Source organism: Actinomycetes bacterium (assembly GCA_036510875.1).
Classification (GTDB): Bacteria; Actinomycetota; Actinomycetes; order Prado026; family Prado026; genus DATCDE01.
Map to the genome: position 1 here is coordinate 1 of DATCDE010000175.1, position 2,361 is coordinate 2,361.

Genomic DNA, 2,361 nt, shown 5'->3' on the forward strand with positions numbered 1-2,361 from the left:
GGGGTCTCAAGGAACGCGGCAACGGCACCTGAGTCGGACAGGATCCACTCAACCTGTTCGGCTGAGGAGGTCTCGTAGATCGGGACCGTCACGCCAGCGGCAGCCCAGATCGCGAAGTCGCACAGCATCCACTCGTACCGCACGTGCGAGCACAACGCGATCCGGTCGCCAGGCTGGATGCCCGAGGCGATCAGCCCGGCTGCCAGCCTGGTGACCTCTTCGGCCAGCTCCCGGTAGGTGACCGGGACCCAGCGGCCGTCCACCGGACGAGAGAAACCCACCTGCTCGGGCACCTGCTCGGCATGGATGAAGACGTCGTCGCAGAGATTCGCGTCCACGCCCGGCACATAGCTGGGCGGCATGCCGAACTCATCCATCTCAGACGTTGCCCGGTGCTGTGCAGTCCGCTGGTCCGTTGTCAGGCCCAGGGCGTCTTGTGGGGCGCTGCCGAACTCCCCCTCAGGGGTTCTGGGAGCCTCGACGACGACAGTTCTTTCCTGTGACATGACTGCTGCCTCTCTCTTCGAAGTTCATTCATCAAAGAAACTCTTCGGAATGCGTTTGCTGGGGCAATTCCCGCAAGCTGCCGGGCGCCGTCCGGCCCTTTGGGGACTTCGGCTTGCAGCGAAGGGGTCAAAGACCGCCTCGCTTGGCCGTCCGCCGGTAGGACATCGCGTCCAGATGGCTTCGCTGAAGATGGATACCTTGCCCTGGGCAAGCTGCGGTATCTGGTTGGCGCGGCCAGGCCATCAGCGACCGCACCGAGCGAACCGGCACCCTCAAGGACCTCAGCGTGACCTATGGCGCGCTTTCTGAACCCCGCCAGCGAACATGCGGGTGGGACGGACTGCTCTCAGATCCCGGCGGAGACACAGGCCGACTCGGGCAAACGACGACATGGTGGTCGGAACCTGGGTAGGAGCGGGCGGAGTCCGTCAATGACGGCACTGTGACCACCCGATTCGGTAGCTCCGGTAAATGACACGGGCCGCCGGGTTCAGGAGTGGCACGAAAACGAACCAACGCCGCCAGGTTCTTGGGGGGGCGCGACAGCACCAACGATACACCCGAGACAGCCCACCCAACCTGAGGGGTAGGACCGTCAAGTAGTTCATAACCGTGATGCCACCACGCTCAGCTGTAGCTCGGCGAACAAACGCCGTCGAGCCGCTGTTTCGGCCGAGCATACTGACCTCCACCGGGCACTTGAACCATGCACCCTCGAGTCGACACCAGCCTGCCGGGGCTGGTAACCACTGATCGAAAAGAACCTCCCGTGCTGTGGGCGAACTGACCGGCAGCAACTTCAGTCAACCGTTCATCCACTCGACATGACCGCGCTGATGGGAAAGACGGGTCGGGCGAGGCAGCCGCATGTCACGCCCCGTGCCTGGGTGCGGATGGACGCGTCGGGCCGGATCCGGTTTGTCAGCCGCCAGGCGGAGCTGTTGTTTGGGTATGACGGCGACAACCTGGGCGGTCGGTCCATCGAGGCGTTGATACCCGAGCCTGTCTGCAAGACCTACGAGGAGCACCGGCAGGACGGCTACCCGGATCCCCGGGCCCGCGCCAAGGGCCTGGATCTGGTGGCAAGCGGACGGCGCCGAGATGGGCACTGGTTCCCTGCGAGCATCAACGTGTCCCATGTTGACACCAGGCATGGTCTGTCGGTGATCGCGGAGGTCCGCGACCTGACGGATGAAGATGAGGCGGGCAGGTAGGTCACCGTGCACGGCGCACTCGATGACGGCACCATGTCGGGCAGCGATGGTGCACGATCGCCAGCCGGAGGGGACTGCGTGTCCTGGGCAGACTGCTCGGGCGCCGTTCGAGGAATCAGTGACCGGACAAGAGATCCCACCCCGCGCTGCATCTTCAGGACGGTCGATACCAGACTGGTAGCGGATGTCGGGTCCTGTGGACAAGTTGTGGGTGCTCTGTGGGAAACGCCAGGTCGGCGGGGACGGCCGCCGGGCTCAGACCTGAAGTCCCACCCCCACGATCGCCTCGGCGACCGTGCGCAGGCTGGCGTGGTTGTTGCGGGCGTGACCGCGCATGAGCTGGTAGGCGTGATCGACCGTGACCGATTTCCGCTGGGCGGTGATCCCTTTGGCCTGTTCGATGACGACCCGTGAGTCCAGTGCCTGCTGCAGCTGCTCGCTCAGCTGCTCCTGGTCGTGCAGCTTGGCGGCGTTGAGCACGTAGCCGGTCGCCACGTCGGCCAGGACCACGGCCACCGCAATATCCGCATCCGACCACTCCCGTGGCTCGCGTGAGTAGATGTTGAGTGCGCCGATGGCCTCACCGCCATCGCGCATCGGGATCCCGGCCACCCCGGCGATTCCCAGGTCAGTGGCGGTG

Annotated in this window: 3 protein-coding genes; 1 reads left to right on the top strand and 2 read right to left on the bottom strand. The window is 64.9% G+C overall.

Features of this window, described 5'->3' with window-relative positions; genetic code table 11:
* Positions 1-377, bottom strand: a 377-nt coding sequence (locus tag VIM19_10180; GenBank protein ID HEY5185249.1) for an AMP-binding protein, incomplete at its 3' end; no start/stop codon positions are given.
* Between the two features lie 954 nt (positions 378-1,331).
* Here VIM19_10180 and VIM19_10185 point away from each other — a divergent pair.
* On the top strand, positions 1,332-1,721 hold the full coding sequence (locus VIM19_10185) for a PAS domain S-box protein (GenBank protein HEY5185250.1): 390 nt from the start codon (positions 1,332-1,334) through the stop codon (positions 1,719-1,721).
* A gap of 255 nt (positions 1,722-1,976) precedes the next feature.
* Here the strand turns inward: VIM19_10185 and VIM19_10190 are convergent.
* The coding region (locus tag VIM19_10190) for a GAF and ANTAR domain-containing protein (GenBank protein HEY5185251.1) at positions 1,977-2,361 on the bottom strand (385 nt) is incomplete at its 5' end.